At 73.2% G+C, this 14,099-nt stretch carries 11 protein-coding genes and 1 pseudogene; 3 read left to right on the top strand and 9 right to left on the bottom strand.

The features are described from left to right. From ACFYXB_RS40200 to ACFYXB_RS40185, 4 genes and pseudogenes are all read right to left on the bottom strand, one after another. Window positions 1-1,028 (bottom strand): annotated as a pseudogene (locus ACFYXB_RS40200) (hypothetical protein); the annotation flags it as partial. 178 nt (window positions 1,029-1,206) lie between these two features. Continuing rightward, entirely contained in the window at window positions 1,207-1,464 is a 258-nt protein-coding gene (locus ACFYXB_RS40195; protein WP_351352334.1) for a DUF6158 family protein, read from the bottom strand. Between the two features lie 59 nt (window positions 1,465-1,523). After that, complete coding sequence (locus tag ACFYXB_RS40190; RefSeq protein ID WP_389589999.1) at window positions 1,524-3,143, bottom strand: ABC-F family ATP-binding cassette domain-containing protein; 1,620 nt, start codon at window positions 3,141-3,143, stop codon at window positions 1,524-1,526. Between the two features lie 42 nt (window positions 3,144-3,185). Further along, entirely contained in the window at window positions 3,186-3,887 is a 702-nt protein-coding gene (locus ACFYXB_RS40185; protein WP_389589997.1) for a histidine phosphatase family protein, read from the bottom strand. Window positions 3,888-3,999: 112 nt separating this feature from the next. On the opposite strand from ACFYXB_RS40185, the gene ACFYXB_RS40180 reads away from it, so the two are divergent. Then, window positions 4,000-5,493 (top strand): bifunctional phosphatase PAP2/diacylglycerol kinase family protein, encoded by a 1,494-nt coding sequence (locus ACFYXB_RS40180; RefSeq protein ID WP_389589994.1) that lies wholly within the window; start codon window positions 4,000-4,002, stop codon window positions 5,491-5,493. Window positions 5,494-5,593: 100 nt separating this feature from the next. Continuing rightward, complete coding sequence (locus ACFYXB_RS40175) at window positions 5,594-6,427, top strand: methyltransferase domain-containing protein (RefSeq protein ID WP_389589993.1); 834 nt, start codon at window positions 5,594-5,596, stop codon at window positions 6,425-6,427. A gap of 35 nt (window positions 6,428-6,462) precedes the next feature. Here the strand turns inward: ACFYXB_RS40175 and ACFYXB_RS40170 are convergent, their stop codons facing one another. From ACFYXB_RS40170 to ACFYXB_RS40160, 3 genes are all read right to left on the bottom strand, one after another. Further along, window positions 6,463-8,310: a transketolase gene (locus ACFYXB_RS40170; protein WP_389589991.1), complete on the bottom strand. Its 1,848-nt coding sequence runs from the start codon at window positions 8,308-8,310 to the stop codon at window positions 6,463-6,465. Next, complete coding sequence (locus tag ACFYXB_RS40165; protein WP_389589990.1) at window positions 8,307-9,689, bottom strand: NAD(P)/FAD-dependent oxidoreductase; 1,383 nt, start codon at window positions 9,687-9,689, stop codon at window positions 8,307-8,309. Before ACFYXB_RS40165 ends, ACFYXB_RS40170 begins: the two co-directional genes overlap by 4 nt. 88 nt (window positions 9,690-9,777) lie before the next feature. After that, the gene (locus ACFYXB_RS40160) at window positions 9,778-10,182 is read right to left on the bottom strand and encodes a phage holin family protein (RefSeq protein WP_388497927.1); all 405 of its coding nucleotides are present in this window, start codon (window positions 10,180-10,182) and stop codon (window positions 9,778-9,780) included. A gap of 95 nt (window positions 10,183-10,277) precedes the next feature. Here ACFYXB_RS40160 and ACFYXB_RS40155 point away from each other — a divergent pair, with 95 nt between their 5' ends. Further along, window positions 10,278-10,625 carry a VOC family protein gene (locus ACFYXB_RS40155; RefSeq protein ID WP_389589988.1) on the top strand — a complete coding sequence of 116 codons (348 nt, stop codon included), beginning with the start codon at window positions 10,278-10,280 and terminating at the stop codon, window positions 10,623-10,625. Between the two features lie 48 nt (window positions 10,626-10,673). Here the strand turns inward: ACFYXB_RS40155 and ACFYXB_RS40150 are convergent, their stop codons facing one another. Next, complete coding sequence (locus ACFYXB_RS40150) at window positions 10,674-11,948, bottom strand: M48 family metalloprotease (RefSeq protein ID WP_389589986.1); 1,275 nt, start codon at window positions 11,946-11,948, stop codon at window positions 10,674-10,676. A 94-nt stretch (window positions 11,949-12,042) separates the two neighbouring features. Beyond that, the gene (locus tag ACFYXB_RS40145) at window positions 12,043-14,007 is read right to left on the bottom strand and encodes a DUF5107 domain-containing protein (RefSeq protein WP_389589984.1); all 1,965 of its coding nucleotides are present in this window, start codon (window positions 14,005-14,007) and stop codon (window positions 12,043-12,045) included. Window positions 14,008-14,099: the final 92 nt, after the last annotated feature.

The following is a 14,099-nucleotide window of genomic DNA, read 5'->3' as shown; positions in this document are numbered from 1 at the left end:
TACCCGCCACCCACCCCGCCAACGCCTTGATTTCCGGTGCCGCCGCCGATCCCACCGACGCCGTCGTGCCCCGTGTCACCACCAATACCTTGATTTCCAGTGCCGCCACCCACCCCACCGACGCCTTGATTTCCGGTGCCGCCGCCGATCCCACCGACGCCGTCGTGCCCCGTGTCACCACCAATGCCCTGATTTCCGGTACCGCCACCCACCCCGCCAACGCCTTGATTTCCGGTGCCGCCGCCGATCCCACCGACGCCGTCGTGCCCCGTGTCACCACCAATACCTTGATTTCCGGTACCGCCACCCACCCCACCGACGCCTTGATTCCCGGTGCCGCCACCGATCCCGCCAACGCCTTGATTCCCGGTGCCACCGCCGATCCCGCCAACGCCTTGATTCCCGGTGCCACCGCCGATCCCGCCAACGCCTTGATTCCCGGTGCCACCGCCGATCCCGCCGACGCCTTGATTCCCGGTGCCACCGCCGATCCCGCCGATCCCGCCGATCCCGCCGATCCCGCTGTCACCACCGACGTAACCGTCGTCCGCACGCTCGCCCGCCCCCGCCCCCGCCCCCGGATCCATACCCGGCACCTTCTCGCGCCCCCTGCCCCCGCCCCCCGCCTCACCCGGCACCGTGAACGTAGCTCGCCAGGGCACCCCCTTCGCGCCGGCCGCCCCAGGGCACGTGCCCGTGACGGTCCGCGCGCCGTCCTGCCCGGCGCTCCCCGCGGAGGTGACCCGCGCGGTGCCGCGATAGGCGGCTCGGGACGTCTGGCCGCTGGTGTCGGGAATCCGGTTCAGCTGGACGGTTCTCTCCTCGAAGGCGGGCGAGGCGGCCGCGAGGGTCGCCGGGGCGGTCCCGCCGGTCGAGGCGCAGGTCACGGAGACGGTGACGGAGCCGCCGGGCTGGGCGGTATCCGGGGTGACCTGTGCGGCGGGATCGGCGGACGCGGCCGGCGCGGTGCCCACGACGACACCGGCCAGGGCGGCTGCGACAAGGGCGGCACGGGCGGTGCGGCGCATGAGCGAGCTCCTTCAGAACTGATGGCAGCGGGAGCACGGTCGTCGTGCCCCCGCTGCCATCACAGCCCGCCGAGCCGCTCCCCGCGCGCGGCCGGACGCCATTGGCGGGACGCGAACGGCCTATCGGGTGACCCCGGCACCGCCCCGGACACACGCCCGGCCACCCCAGCACCTCCACTCAGACCCCGGCGCTCCCCGGAGTCGTCGCCCCGCCGCAGTTGCGTTCGCGGGCGCCCTCGCGGGTGCGGCCGGCCGCTGTCAGGCGGCGGGGGTTGCGGCGCAGGTATTCGCCCTCGAGCTGGGCCATGCGCTCGTTGTGGGCCCGCAGCGCGTCGTTCGAGCCGTAGAGCAGCGTGTCGTGGCGCGTGCGGTGGATCGTCTCCAGCTCCTTCATGAGCTGCTGGTCGTCCAGACGGTCCGGGTCGACTCCAGTCATGGCGTGCCCCGCTCGTCGTGTCTCGCGTTCCTTAAAGCCACTGTACGAACGGTTGGCCCCTACCGCGCCCGCTCCACCCGCCGCTCGTCCCACACCGGCTCGGCCGTCTCCCGTACCCGGCCGTCGCTGCCGAAGACCAGGTAGCGGTCGAAGGTGCGGGCGAACCACCGGTCGTGTGTCACCGCGAGGACCGTCCCGTCGAACGCCTCCAGACCCTCCTGCAACGCCTCCGCGGACTCCAGGTCGAGGTTGTCCGTCGGCTCGTCGAGCAGCAGCGCGGTCACGCCCTGAAGCTCCAGCAGGAGGATCTGGAAACGGGCCTGCTGGCCGCCGGAGAGCCGGTCGAAGGGCTGCTCGGCCTGCTGGGTCAGCTCATAGCGGCGCAGCCGGGACATGGCCGCGCCCCGGTCCTGGGAGTGCTCCTTCCACAGGATGTCGAGGAGCGTACGGCCCATCAGCTCGGGATGCGCGTGCGTCTGCGCGAAGTGCCCGGGCACCACGCGCGCACCCAGCTTCCACTGGCCCGTGTGCGCCACGTCGTCGCCCGCGAGCAGCCGCAGGAAGTGCGACTTCCCCGAGCCGTTGGAGCCGAGGACGGCGACCCGCTCGCCGTAGAACACCTCCAGGTCGAAGGGCTTCATCAGGCCGGTGAGCTCAAGTCCCGTGCAGGTGACCGCCCTTACGCCCGTGCGGCCACCCTTGAGGCGCATGGTGATGTCCTGCTCGCGCGGCGGCTCGGGCGGCGGCCCGGCCTCCTCGAACTTGCGCAGCCGGGTCTGTGCGGCCTGGTAGCGGGACGCCAGCTCATGGCTGATGGAGGCCGCCTGGCGGAGGTTCAGCACCAGCTTCTTCAGCTGCGCGTGCTTCTCGTCCCAGCGCCTGCGCAACTCCTCGAAGCGGGCGAAGCGTTCCCGCCGGGCCTCGTGGTACGTGGCGAAACCGCCGCCGTGCACCCACGCGTCCGCGCCCGCGGGTCCGGGTTCGACCGACACGATCTTCTCGGCGGCGCGGGCGAGGAGTTCACGGTCGTGGGAGACGAAGAGCACCGTCTTGCGGGTCTCCTTCAGCCGCTCCTCCAGCCAGCGCTTGCCGGGCACGTCGAGGTAGTTGTCCGGCTCGTCGAGCAGCAGTACCTCGTCGGTGCCGCGCAGCAGGGCCTCCAGGACCAGCCGCTTCTGCTCGCCGCCGGACAGGGTGCGCACCTGGCGCCACTGCGCGCGCTCGTAGGGCATGCCGAGGGCGGCCGTGGTGCACATGTCCCACAGGGTCTCGGCCTCGTAGCCGCGCACCTCCGCCCAGTCGGCGAGGGCTTGCGCATACTGCAGCTGGGCGGCCTCGTCGTCGACGGTCATGAGGGCGTGCTCGGCCTTGTCGACGGCCCGCGCGGCCTGCTGGATGCCCGGCGGTGCGACGGACACCAGCAGGTCGCGTACGGTCGTCTCGTCCCGTACGGACCCCACGAACTGGCGCATGACGCCGAGGCCGCCGCTCACGGTGACCGTGCCGCCGTGCGGTTTCAGCTCGCCGGAGATCAGCCGCAGCAGGGTCGTCTTGCCCGCGCCGTTCGGGCCGACCATGGCGACGACGGCGCCTTCACCGACCCGGAAGGACACGTCGCCGAGCAACGCCCTCCCGTCGGGGAGGTAGTACTCGAGGTGCGCGGCTTCCAGATGTCCCATGGGGACGAATTGTGCGGGGCGCCCCCGACCTGCGGCAAACCGTTATCCGGCCGCCTGCCCGCCGGCCGGCCGGTCCGCCTCCGGGGCGCTCAGGCTCACCGGCTGCGGCTCTCCGGCCGGGCCGCCTCGTCCCGCGGGTTCCACGACCGAGCCCGCCCAGGACAGCGCCTTCCAGCCGTCGGACGGCGAGCCCTCCACGACGACCACACCGGTGTTGTCGAGCGGGCGGGCGGCGACGAAGGGCACGTCGACGTTGTCGGCGCGGGCGGCGGTCCACAGCCGGATCGCGGCCCCGTGGCTGACCACGGCGACGGTTCCGGCGCCGCTGTCCGCGGCCTCGGCGATCACGGCGTCGTACCGTGCGAGCGCCTCCGCGCCGAGTTCGCCGCCCGGCATCCGCAGGCCGGTGTCACCGGCGGCCCAGGCGAACACGGTCCGCATGTACTCCTGACCGCGTTCGGAGTCGCCGGGCAGCATCTCCAGGTCGCCCGCGGACAGCTCGCGCAGGCCGTCCCGGACGAGCACGTCGAGGCGGCGGGCGGCGGCCAGCGGGGCGGCGGTGAGCTGCGTGCGGACCAGCGTGGAGGCGTAGACGGCCTCGATGTCCTCATCGGCGAGCGCCACGGGCAGGGCGGCGGCCTGCCGCTCCCCCAAGGGGGTCAGGCCGGGGCCGGGTAGGGCGGTGTCGAGCAGCCAGTCGACGTTGGACGGCGTCTGACCGTGGCGGATGAGGAGCAGACGCATTCAGGGTTCCTCTCACTCGCACCACACCCACGAACTCGCTCGCACCAAGCACAGCAACTCGTTCGCACCATCGGCGCACAGAAAACGGCCGCTTCAGGGTACCCGCCCCAATATGAGCCCCGACGTAGACCTCACCGTCCCCGGACCCGTCCCGCACGGCCTGCGCGCCCGGCTGCTCGGCCTCGACTACCGGCTGTTCGAAATGGCCGCCGACCGTCACTGGCCGGGTGCCGAGGGCGTGCTGCCGCGGCTGAGCCGGAGTGCGAACCACGGTGTGCTGTGGTTCTCGACGGCGGCGGCCATGGCGGCGATCCGCACCCCGCGCGCCCGCCGCGCCGCCGTCCGCGGTCTCGCCTCGCTGAGCCTGGCCTCCCTGACGATCAACACGCTCGGCAAGCGCTCGGTGCGCCGCCCCCGGCCCGTCCTGGACCCGGTCCCGCTGGTGCGGCAGCTGAAGCGGCAGCCGATCACCACGTCGTTCCCGTCCGGTCACGCGGCGTCGGCGGCCGCCTTCGCGGCCGGGGTCGCCCTGGAGTCCCCGGCGTGGGGCGCGGCGCTCGCGCCGGTGGCGTTCTCGGTGGCCATGTCCCGCATCTACACGGGTGCCCATTTCCCGAGCGACGTGCTCGCGGGTGCCGCCCTGGGCGCGGGCGCCGCGTTCGCCGTACGGGGCCTGGTGCCGACCCGGGCCCAGGTCGGCCCGCGGGGCCGGCCGCGCGCGGTGGTCCCGGCGGCGGCAGGCGGCGATGGTCTGGTCGTGGTCGCGAACCAGGGCTCGGGCACCGCGGAGCGCGTGCGTGCGCTGCGGGACGTGCTGCCATGGGCGGAGGTCGTCGAGTGCGAACCGGACGACGTGGGCGGCGAGTTGGCCAAGGCGGCGGCCCGAGCGCGGATCCTCGGGGTCTGCGGCGGGGACGGCACGGTGAACGCGGCCGCCGCGACCGCCCTGCGCCACGGACTGCCGCTGGCGGTGCTGCCCGGCGGGACGCTCAACCACTTCGCCCAGGACCTGGGCATCGAGGACACGTACGGCCTCGCCCGGGCGGTGCGGCGGGGCCAGGCCGTGCGCGTGGACGTGGGGCGTTTCCGCTCCGGCGACCGGGAGGGCGTCTTCCTCAACACGCTGAGCCTGGGCGTCTATCCGGAGCTGGTGCGCGAGCGGGAGCACTGGTCGCACCGGATCGGCGGCTGGCCGGCCGGTGTGCTCGGCGCCTGGCGGGTGCTGCGCGCGGACCGGCATCCGCTGGAGGTCGAACTCGGCGGCGCGACACACCCGTTGTGGCTGCTGTTCGTCGGCAACTGTGTGTACCACCGGCTCGGGCTCACCCCGGGGCGCCGTCTCGACCTGGCGGACGGGCTGCTCGACGTACGGCTGGTGCACGGGGGCCGCAGGCCCGCGCTCGAGCTGCTCGCCGCCGCCCTCGCGGCCCCCCTGACCCGTTCCCCGGCGCATGCGTCGGTCCGGGTGGACCGGCTGGCCCTGACCGGCGTGACCCCTGGCACGCTCCTCGCCTACGACGGCGAAGTCACGGAGGTGCAGGGCGAGTTGACACTGGAGAAACAGCCGCGAGCCCTCACCGTCTACCGCCCCCTGCATCGCTTCTGACGATCCAGCAGTCCATATTCCAAAACGCGGGTCTCATTATTCGGCCATCGGGCGTACGGTGACGGCACACCGGAGAAGCCGGAGAAGAAGGGGCAGTGCCATGCCGAAGCCGCAGGAGACCGCCGTCTACACCCACGGACACCACGAGTCGGTGCTGCGTTCGCACACCTGGCGGACCGCCGCCAACTCCGCGGCCTATCTGCTCGGTTCACTCAAGCCCCCTATGCAGGTCCTGGACATCGGCTGCGGCCCGGGGACGATCACCGCCGACCTGGCGGCCCTGGTCCCCGACGGCCATGTCACCGGCGTCGACCACGCGCCGGGCATCCTGGACCAGGCACATGCCACGGCCGCCGGACGCGGTCTGACGAACGTCGACTTCGCGGTCGCCGACGTCCACGCCCTGGACTACGCCGACGACACGTTCTGCGTGGTCCACGCGCACCAGGTGCTCCAGCACGTGGGCGACCCGGTGCAGGCGCTGCGCGAGATGCACCGGGTCACCAAGCCGGGCGGGTTCATCGCCGTCCGCGACTCGGACTACGCGGCGATGACCTGGTACCCCGAGCTGCCGGGCCTGGACGACTGGCTGGACCTGTACCGCCGGGTGGCCCGCGCCAACGGCGGCGAGCCGGACGCCGGGCGACGGCTGAAGTCCTGGGCACTGGCCGCTGGACTGACCGACATCACGGCCACGTCCAGCACCTGGACGTTCGCCACGCCCGAGGAGCGCGCGTGGTGGAGCGGCCTGTGGGCGGACCGGACGGTCGCGTCGTCGTACGCCGAGCGGGCCACCGAGGCCGGGCAGGTGAGCGCCGAGCAGCTGCATTCTGTGGCGGGGGCCTGGCGGGAGTGGGGGAAGCGGGAGGACGCCTGGTTCGCCGTACTGCACGGCGAGCTCCTGTGCCGCAAGGAGCCTCGCGCAGAGGCCTGATCAGCCCCTGCGCGCTGCTTCACCGCGCGGCCTGATCACCGTACGACCGCCTCCTCCAGCATCAGCCGGCCGGCCGCCGTGATCGCCATGGCGTCGATGCCCGCGGCGTGCAGCTGCTCGTCGGGGGCGGCCGAGCCCGGCATCGTCCGTACCGCCAGGCGGACCAGCCGGGGCACGGGCCTGCCGTCGAGGAACGCGTCCAGGACGGCGTCCCCGATGCCGCCCTCCACGTGGTGGTCCTCGACTGTGAGCAGTGCGCCGGTCTCCTCGGCGGCCCGGCGCAGTGTGTACCGGTCGACGGGCTTGACGGAGTAGAGGTCGATCACCCTGATCGGGATGTCCTCGGCGGCGAGTTCGTCGGCGGCGGCGAGGGCCTCGGGCACGGTGACACCGGCCGCCACGACGGTCAGCCGGTCCTCGGAGGAGGAACGCAGCACCTTGCTGCCGCCGACCGGGAACTCCACGTCGGGGCCGTAGAGGACCGGGCCGGCACCGCGCGAGGTGCGCAGATAGCGGACGCCGTGCAGGCCCGCCATACCGGCGACGAGCTTGGCGGTCTGGTTGGCGTCGCACGGGTACAGCACGGTCGAGCCGTACACCGACCGGAACATCGCCAGGTCCTCCAGGCCCATCTGGGAGGGCCCGTCCTGGCCGATCGCGACGCCCGCGTGCGAACCGACGAGGTTGATGCCGGCGCCACTGATCGACGCCATGCGCACGAAATCATGGGCGCGTGTGAAGAACGCGGCGAACGTCGAGGCGTACGGCACCCAGCCGCGCGCCGCCATGCCCACGGCCGTGGCGACGAGTTGCTGTTCGGCGATGTAGCACTCGAAGAAGCGGTCGGGGTGCTCCTTGGCGAACAGTTCGGTACGGGTGGAGTCGCCGACCTCGCCGTCCAGGGCCACGATGTCGCCTCGGGCGGAGCCGAGCGCGGCGAGGGCCCTGCCGAAGGCGTCCCGGGTGGCCGCGCGCTCGCCCCTGCCGTAGCGCGGGAGTTCCAGTGCTTCGGTGGGCACGGAGTGCAGCATCCGCGCGGTGTGCGGCTCCTGCACCCGCACGCGCAGGTCGCGGACGCCGCCGAGCTCGGCGATGGCCTCCTCGGGGTTCGGCAGCGGCTTGCCGTGCAGGCCCTCGCGGTCCTGGACGGAGGCGACGCCTTTGCCCTTGAGGGTGCGGGCGAGGATCACCGTGGGCTGTCCGCTGGTGGACTCGGCCTCGCCGTAGGCCCGGTCGACCGCGTCCACGTCGTGTCCGTCGACCTCCAGGGCGTGCCAGCCGAAGGCCTCGAAGCGGCGGGCGTAGGCGTCGAGGTCGTGGCCGTGCCGGGTGGGTCCGCGCTGGCCCAGCCGGTTGACGTCGATGATCGCGGTGAGGTTGTCGAGGTGCTCGTACGCCGCGTGCTCGGCGGCCTCCCAGATCGAGCCCTCGGCCAGCTCGCTGTCCCCGCACAGCACCCACACGCGGTACCCGGCGTGGTCCAGCCGTTTCCCGGCCAGCGCGATGCCGACGCCGACCGGCAGGCCCTGGCCGAGTGAGCCGGTGGCCGTCTCCACCCAGGGCAGACGGCGTGGGGTCGGGTGTCCTTCGAGGTGGCTGCCGAGACTGCGGAAGGTGAGCAGTTCGGCGTCGTCGACGGCGCCGGCCGCCTTGTAGGCGGCGTACAGCAGGGGTGAGGCATGTCCCTTGGAGAGGACGAACCGGTCGTTGGCGGGGTGGGCGGGGCGCTCGAAGTCGTACCGCAGATGGCGGGCGAACAGGACCGCCATCAGCTCGGCGGCGGACATCGAGGACGTCGGGTGTCCGGACTCGGCCGCGGCGGCGGCCCGCACGCTGTCCACGCGCAACTGCTGGGCGAGTTCGACGAGTTCGGCGGTGTTCATGAGTCTCCTTCCGCGGGGATGTCGGCGCGCGTCACGGGGCCGGGCGAGAGGTGGTGCGCGTGCGGCTGCTCCGGTGCGCCGGGTACCCGGGCGAGTTCGGGGGAAGCCGTGTCCAGGGGGACCGACCAGGAGCGGACGAGCCCCAACTGGACGGCCTGGCGCGGCAGTACGGCGTCCAGGAGCCAGTCGGCGGCGACCCGGGCGCGGCCTGCGGGCAGCGCCGCGAGGTGGTAGCCGCGGGTGACCAGCCCGGCGGGCAGACCGGACAGCGGCAGCCCGAACGGGTCGGCGGCGGCCTGTGTGCCGCCCAGGTCGACGGCGAAGCCCAGGTCGCGGTGGCGGTAGGGGCGGCGCTCCCCGGCGCCCAGCGAGGCGGCCACGTTGCCCGCCGCGACCCTGCCCTGCCGCCAGGCGTGCTGCGCCGTCATCGGCGTGAACTCGCCGGGACGCTCGAGGTCGGGCACCGCGGCCGCGTCGCCGCACGCGAACACCTCCGGGTGGCCCGGCACCTGGAGATACGGGTCGACGATCAGCCGGCCGCGCTCCAACGGCCGCCCGATGCCTTCGACGAGCGGGTCGGGCCGTACACCGACGCACCACACGAGCGTCCGCGACTCGACGAACCCGCCGTCGGTGAGCAGTACGCCGTCATGGGTGGCCTCGCGCACGGAGGTGCCCATGCGGACCTCGACGCCGCGCTGCCGCAGGACCCGGTCGGCGGTGCGCGAGAGACGCTCGTCCAGCTCGGGCAGCACGCGCGGCGCGACGTCCAGCAGCAGCCAGCGGGGCCGTACGCCGCCCGGCAGGGGCCGCCGGCGGGTCATCCAGTCGGTGTACATCTGCATCTGCGCCGCCACCTCGGTGCCGGTGTACCCGGCGCCGACCACGACGAAGGTGCAGCGCGCGGCGGCGGCCTTCGGGTCGTCGGCCGCGGTGGCCAGCTCGATCTGGCGGGTCACGTGGTCGCGCAGATACAGCGCCTCGGGCAGACCGCGGAAGCCGTGCGCGTGCTCGGCGACACCGGGGATCGGCAACAGTTTGTTGACGCTGCCGACGGACAGCACGAGCCGGTCGTAGGTCAGGGTTCCGGTGCTGCCCTCGGGGTCCGTGTAGTGGACGGTGCCCGCTTCGAGGTCGACGCGGTCCGCCTCGCCGAGCACCGGGCGCACGTCGCGCAGCGTGCCGGAGAGGGAGACGGTGACCCGGCGCGGTTCCAGGATTCCGGCGGCGACCTGGGGCAACAGGGGCAGATACAGGAAGTGGTCGGTCGGGTTCAGCAGGGTGACGTCGGCCCGGCCCCGGGCCTGCCGGGACAGCCGGCGGGCGGTCCGGTAGCCGGCGAATCCGGCGCCGACGATCACGATGCGGGGTCGGCTCACGGTGCGCCTCCGGGGGTGTGACTCATCCGAGGCCTTTCGCCTGACCCTGGTCGGTGCGCTCAAACATGCGACGCCGTGTCGATCACCGTCACGCCCTGTGGTGGGGTATGTCCGCGTCGATGTCCGTGCGGGGCGGTGTCCCTGGTGGCGCGGGCGGGTACGGCGTGCCGGTACGAGTCCTTGCGGAAATCCCGGCCGCGGCCTTCGGACGGGCGGCGCCGCGCAGGAGGTACGCCACGGCGCCCAGGATCGCCGCGGTGATCAGCGCGGCCGCCCAGCCGGGCAGCGCGGTGGCAAGGGCCAGGCCCAGGGCGAGCGCGAGGGCGCCGCCCGCGTACAGGGCGACGGCGCCGGACGCGGCGTACAGCACGGCCGTGCGGCGTCGTCTGCGGGTCTGCTCGCGCAGCTCGTCGCGCACGGTCTCGCGTGCCACCTGCGCCAGCTCGTCGACCAGGTCCTTGTCCAGGTGTTCGAGGTGATCCAGGCTGTCCATGACCGCCGGGTACCCGTCCGCGCGGACGCGTAACGCGGCCCGACGATCCGCCGAATGGATCACCTGCTCCGGCCGGCGCAACTAGGCTCGCCGGCATGGAGATTCTGGGCGCCTCACTGCGCATCTGCGTCGATGACCTCGAGACCGCGATCCCCTTCTACGAACGCCTCACGGGCAGCAGAGCGCTCCGGTCCGAACGCGGCGGCGTCCAGGTCGCCGCGGTCGGCTCCTTCCTGCTGATGAGCGGCCCCGAGGCCGAGCTGGAGCTGCTGCGCAAGGTGGCCGCGACCATAGCCGTCAAGGACGTGGCCGAGGCCCACCAGCTGCTCACGGACCTCGACGCGCGGGTCCTCGCGGGCCCGGTACCCACCCCCGTGGGCCGCACGCTCCTTGCGATGCATCCGGACGGTTCGGTGTTCGAGTACGTGGACCACCGGAGCTGAGCCGGGTCACGGATCGCGGGCGACCGCCAACCGCTTCGCCGTGGGTCGTCACCGGTCCTGGGCGATCGCCCGCGCCAACCTCTTGGCCGAGGAGCGTAGTTCACGCTCCATGGCCCGTTCGGTCCGCTCGTCGAGGACGACCTTCGCCGTGGACGGGCCGCGCCGGTCGAGGAGTTCGATGCGCAGGTGGGTCGGCGGGTGGGTGGCGTCCTGCTGGTGCCACCGCAACGCGCTGACCCTGCGCTGCCGTTCGCGCTCCCGCGCCGGCACGGAGGCCAGGTGGTCGGCGAGCCGGGGCCACAGCGTCTCGTCCAGGCGGGGAGTGCCGGGGCGGCCGGCGTCGGCCGTCGCCTCGTCGGTGAGCCGGCGCAGTTCGCCGTCGATGCGCTCCACGTGCAGCAGCGTCTCCATGAGGTCACGGGCGGCCTCGGTGGAGGCGACCTCGGCTGCCAGGTCGTCGGCGAGGTACTCGCGGCGCGGGAAGCCGCGCAGGGTGATCTTCTCCAGCAGGGTGAGCGTGCTGCGCGCCGCGTAGTAGGGGATGCGCAGCAGACCGGCCACGAGCAGGTGGGTCAGCCGCCCCTTCCAGCTCTCGGGCGCGAGCACCAGCACCCACACCCGCAGCGTGTACAGGGCGCTGGCGACGACGCTGGTGTACCGGGTGTCGCCGTTCGCGAAGTGACCGAGTTCGTGGCCGAGCAGGGCGACCTTCTGCTGCGGGGTGAGGACGGCCCACAGCCCGAGGCCGAGGTGCAGGACGCGCCGACGCAGCCCGTACGTGGTGACGCCCGCGTTGACGTACGGCTCCACGACGATCGCGTCGACGCTCCGCGTACCCGTCCCGGCCGCCACGGAGTCGACGAACTTGAACAGCCGGGGCGCGTCCACCCGCCCGAGCCGTGGCACCGACTCGTCCAGCTTTGGGAAGCGCGGGCGCAACACGAGGAACAGCAGCACCATCAGCACCCCGAACACCATCGCGAACGGGTTTCCCCAGCTCCGCACCAGCAGCCACACCCCGACGCCGAGCAGCGCGAACGACAACGCGTGCACCAGCAGGGCCAGCGCGCACGCCAGCACGTACGAGGGGGTCAGCCGTGCCCGGAGCCCCTGCGTGCCCTCGCGCGCCAGCTCCTCGAACGTCTCCGTGCCGTGTCGTCCGGCGAGCTCGCGCCGCCGCTCGGCGGTGCCGCCAAGGCCGTAGACGAAGAGCTCGGGCGCCACGTTCCAGTCGCAGCCCGCGCACCACACGGGATACCCCTCGTCGACGGGCATGTCCGCGCCGCACTGCGGACAGACGTGTACGGCCATGTGCTCCGCCATCGTTCCCCACCCCCACCGCTGTACCGCCCTGTGTGCGGCGACGAGGGAGGGAGCGCATTCGGTTCGTCCCCGGGGAAACCGGATTCTCTACGTCTCACGACTCCGGCGGGCGCATACGGAAGTCGTAGCGCGCCCAGAGCGGTTCGTCGGCGATCCTCCCCCACAACTTGCCGATGGCCTCGTCTCCCTCCCGCAGGTCGGCGACCTCGAAGCCGTCGTCGAAGACGGAGCGGGCCTCCTCGCGCCGCCCGTCGACGAGCAGCAACTCCGCTTCCAGCAGCCGGAACCGGCCGCGCGCCCGGGTCGCCGGGTGCAGCCGCTCCCACACGGCGCGCGCCTGCGCGGCCCGCCGCACCCCGAGGAGCGCTTCGAGCGCCTCGCGGCCGAGCGCGGCGACGGCGGCGGTCCACAACTCGCCGTCGTCGCGCCGCTCCCGGCACAGGTCGTCGAAGGCGTCGGCGTAGCGGTCGGCAGCCCGTTCGTGCTGGCCGCACTCCTGGTCGGCGACGGCGAGGCAGCGCAGCAACGGCCACAGGGAGGGGGCGAGTTCGAGGGCCCGCTCCCAGCTGCGCACCGCCTGCGCCCGGTCCCCGGCGTGCCACTGGGCGACGCCGAGGTGGTACTCGGTGAGCGGGGTGGCGGGCGCCGTCTCCAGCATGTCGCGCCAGTGGGGGGCGACCAGACTCTCACCGGGCGGCCGCACCCGGCGCGGTTCGGGGAAGGAGCCGGAACGCAGCAACTCCAGCCAGGGTGCCTGGGCGTCGCCCAGCGTGGACCCGTCGAACGGGGTGCCGGGCAACTTCCAGTCACCGCGCCGCACTTCGAGCGCGCCCCAGCCGGAGCCGACGGCCAGCGTCTCGCCGGGTTCGGTGTCGGCGTACGGCTTCCAGGCGGCGTACGCGGCGTCGACGTCGGCGCGCGGCAGCACCGCCTCCAGCCGTTCCTCGTCGGTGCGCAGTACGGCGGTCCACTCGCCAGCGTCCGGCGGCGCGTCGAGCGGGCCGTACGCCTCCAGCCAGGAGATCTCGCTCTCCGCCTCCAGCCGTACGTGCTCCAGCTGAGTGCGGGCGAGACCGGCCTGGATCTCGCAGTAGCCCCCGGTGCCGGGTTCGGTGAGCCACTCCTGCCAGCGCCGGCCGCCCGGCTCCACGCCCCAGACGAACAGCTTGCGGCCGCGCAGCACGTCGGTGGAGGTCTGCACGAGCCCGTGCCCGTCGGTGTCGAGCGCGGCGATCCAGCGGCGCCGGCCGTCGGGCACCTCGTAGAAGTAGTCTGCGGCGTAAGGGCTGTTGAGCGGGTACGTGCGGTCGATCCCGTCGTACGACGGGACGGGTACGCGGCGCAGCCGCCGCTCGTAGCCGAAGTGCCAGGCCTCCTCGGCGGGCGCGAGTACGCGGCACTCCTCGGGCACCGCGATGTTGGACCACCAGTAGGTGGGCGCAGGCCGCTCGTGCGGATTGCGGACGCGGACGCCGACGTACAGGAAGTCGGAGCCGTCGGGCAGCCACAGGTCGACCTGGAAGGGCAGGTCGCGCAGCCGCTCCCATTCCCACAGACGCAGCATCTCTCCGCCGTCGGGAGCGGGGACGCGGGCGGCGTGCAGGGGTGAGCAGGAGAGGGTGGTGTGGCCGGTGGCGCCGATGTTCCACTCGATGCCGCCGGAGTACCAGGCTCCGTTGAGGGCGAAGTTGGCGGGCTGGAGCACCGGGTTGCGGTAGAGGAGTTCACGGCCGGTCGGCAGGTGGACGAGGGAGGCGATCCGGCCGCCGAGGCCGGGCAGGACGGTGGCGCGCAGCCGGTCGTTCTCGATCACGAGGGCGTCGAGGGCGCGGGGCTCGCGGGTTCTGCCGTAGCCGTCCCGGACCCGGACCGGCAGCAGGCTGTGCAGCGGCTCGTAGCCGACCTGCCGGGCCATGTCGCGGGGCAGTTCCTCCCGGTCCCGGTCCTCGATGCGGTGGACCTCGTCGAGCGGGCGGAGCGGGGGCAGCGGATTGTCGGGGCCCAACTCGGCCGCGGGCAGCGTCAGTACCTCACGTCGGATCGTCGTCACGATCACCATGGAACCCGCGGACCGGGGAGTCGGCCAGAGGCGCGGCCGGTCAGGTTTCCGCAAAGGCGGCAGCGTACCCGGCGCACGGGACGACGGTCGCG

It is taken from the genome of Streptomyces sp. NPDC002619, assembly GCF_042889305.1.
In the GTDB taxonomy this organism is placed as follows: domain Bacteria; phylum Actinomycetota; class Actinomycetes; order Streptomycetales; family Streptomycetaceae; genus Streptomyces.
This window is presented reverse-complemented; position numbering and strand designations above follow the sequence as displayed.

What these genes read in the sequence shown, in the direction of transcription:
- ACFYXB_RS40195 (WP_351352334.1), bottom strand. Translation starts at nt 1,464, where the DNA reads ATGACTGGAGTCGACCCGGACCGTCTGGACGACCAGCAGCTCATGAAG.
- ACFYXB_RS40190 (WP_389589999.1), bottom strand. Translation starts at nt 3,143, where the DNA reads ATGGGACATCTGGAAGCCGCGCACCTCGAGTACTACCTCCCCGACGGG.
- ACFYXB_RS40185 (WP_389589997.1), bottom strand. Translation starts at nt 3,887, where the DNA reads ATGCGTCTGCTCCTCATCCGCCACGGTCAGACGCCGTCCAACGTCGAC.
- ACFYXB_RS40180 (WP_389589994.1), top strand. Translation starts at nt 4,000, where the DNA reads ATGAGCCCCGACGTAGACCTCACCGTCCCCGGACCCGTCCCGCACGGC.
- ACFYXB_RS40175 (WP_389589993.1), top strand. Translation starts at nt 5,594, where the DNA reads ATGCCGAAGCCGCAGGAGACCGCCGTCTACACCCACGGACACCACGAG.
- ACFYXB_RS40170 (WP_389589991.1), bottom strand. Translation starts at nt 8,310, where the DNA reads ATGAACACCGCCGAACTCGTCGAACTCGCCCAGCAGTTGCGCGTGGAC.
- ACFYXB_RS40160 (WP_388497927.1), bottom strand. Translation starts at nt 10,182, where the DNA reads ATGGACAGCCTGGATCACCTCGAACACCTGGACAAGGACCTGGTCGAC.
- ACFYXB_RS40155 (WP_389589988.1), top strand. Translation starts at nt 10,278, where the DNA reads ATGGAGATTCTGGGCGCCTCACTGCGCATCTGCGTCGATGACCTCGAG.
- ACFYXB_RS40150 (WP_389589986.1), bottom strand. Translation starts at nt 11,948, where the DNA reads ATGGCGGAGCACATGGCCGTACACGTCTGTCCGCAGTGCGGCGCGGAC.
- ACFYXB_RS40145 (WP_389589984.1), bottom strand. Translation starts at nt 14,007, where the DNA reads ATGGTGATCGTGACGACGATCCGACGTGAGGTACTGACGCTGCCCGCG.